Raw genomic sequence first — 1,994 nt, 5'->3', positions numbered from 1 at the left:
CCACACCGCCAGCATCGACACGACTACGTCGTTGCCGCGTTCCAGGCACAGCCCGACGACCGATTCCGCACCGACCCCCAAGCCCCGCAGATGACCCGACAACCGCACAGCACGCTCAAACAGCTCGGCATAGGTGAGGGTCTTTTCCCCGCAGATCACCGCGATCGAGTCCGGGTGCGTCTGCGCCCGGGCCGCGAACAGTTCGTGGACGGGCGCGGCGCCGGACAGGTCGACGTGCGTCTCGTTCAGCTCGCGCAGCCGCCGCTCCTCCTGCGGGGTCAGGAACGGGACCTGCGACACCGGCACGTCCGGCGTGGCGGCCAGCCGCTCCACGAGCGTCGTCAGGTGCCCGGCCATCCGCTCGATGGTGGCCTCGTCGAACAGGGCGCGGCTGTACCCCAGCGATCCGTTCAACCCGTCGTCGGCCTCGCTGACGGCCAGCGTCAGATCCATCCGCGCCGGCGCGTCGCCCTGTCGGCTGTCCTGCTCGGCGGCCGCGACCTCGCGGGTGATGTACATGAAGACGGTCTGGACCAGTGGCGTGCGTGAACGGTCCCGGTCGCGGACGAACTGGTGCACGAGCTGCTCGAAGGGAAGCTCCGCGTTGGTGTAGGCGTTCAGGGCCGTGGCGCGCACCCGGCTCAGCAATTCGGTGAAGGTGGGGTCGTCGTCGAGCCGGGTCCGCAGCGCGAGGGTGTTGACGAACAGTCCGATCAGCGGCTCGGTGTCGGGATGGTTGCGGTTGGCGATCGGGGTCCCGACGATCAGGTCGTCCTGGCCGGTGTGATGGTGCAGCAGGACCGTGTACACGGCGAGGAGGGTCATGAACATGGTGGTGCCGTTGCGGCGGGACAAGGCCCGCAGGTCGGCGGTCACCGGGGCCGGGATGCTGAAATGCACGAGCCCGCCGTCGGAGGAGCGCACCGCCGGGCGCGGGCGGTCGGTCGGCAGGTTCAGCACCGGCGGGTCGGCGAGCTGCGCGCGCCAGTACTCCAGCTGCGCGTCGCGGAGCCGGCCGGTGAACCACTGGCGCTGCCAGGCGGCGTAGTCGGCGTACTGGATCGGCAGCGGCGGCAGCGGGTTCGGCGATCCGGCGGCGAACGCGGCGTACAAAGCGCGGACCTCTGATCGAAGAACGTTAATGGACCATTCATCGCAGATGGTGTGGTGCATCGACAGCATCAGGACGCTGCGGACGAGGGTGGCACGGAGCAGGGGGCCCTCGGCCAGATCGAACGGCCGCTCTTCGCCGAATGTGTCGGCCGTCGCGAGCGGGACGGGCGCCGGCGGGTCGACGATCTGCGACGCGACGCCGTCCGGGCCGATCGCCAGACGGGTGCGCAGAATCTCGTGACGCTCGACGAGCGCGGTCAGCGCCGCGGCCAGCACCGCCGGATCGACCGGTCCGTCGAAAACGACGAAGGCCGAGAGGTTGTACTCCGAAGAGCCCGGCTCGAGCTGATCGAGGAACCACAGCCGCTGCTGGGCGAAGGACAGCGGCAGCGGCCGGTTGCGATCGGTGGGCGTGATCGGGGGCGTGGCCGGGTCGGTGGTGGTGGCATCGACGGCGGCGGCGAGGGTGGCGACGGTTGGGTTGTCGAAGAGCGCGGCGACCGGCAGTTGGGTGTTGAGAGCGGTGCGGGTGCGGGTGATGGCTTGGGTGGCGAGCAGGGAGTGGCCGCCGAGGTCGAAGAAGTTGTCGGTGATGCCGACGCGGTCGAGGTCGAGGAGGTCGGCCCAGATGCCGGTGAGGACTTCTTCGGTGGCGGTTCTGGGGGGTTGGTAGCCGCCGGATAGTTCGGGGCGGCTGGTGTCGGGTGCGGGCAGGGCGTTGCGGTCGAGTTTGCCGTTGGCGTTGGTCGGTAGTGCGGCGAGTTCGATGAAGATTGACGGGATCTGATGGTCTGTCAGTGTGCTGCGCAGGAAGGTGCGGAGTTCGTCGGCGGGTGGCAGGTCGCCGGTGGTGACGACGTAGGCGATCAGGCGGGTGTCGT

At 69.4% G+C, this 1,994-nt stretch carries 1 protein-coding gene; it reads right to left on the bottom strand.

The window, feature by feature from the left end; genetic code table 11:
• The coding region (locus tag ABD901_RS58415; RefSeq protein WP_345144993.1) for a condensation domain-containing protein at window positions 1–1,994 on the bottom strand (1,994 nt) is incomplete at both ends.

The organism is Dactylosporangium darangshiense, from assembly GCF_039537565.1.
GTDB lineage: Bacteria > Actinomycetota > Actinomycetes > Mycobacteriales > Micromonosporaceae > Dactylosporangium > Dactylosporangium darangshiense.
Note: the sequence above shows the minus strand (reverse complement) of the source record. Positions and strands in the feature narration are given on the sequence as shown.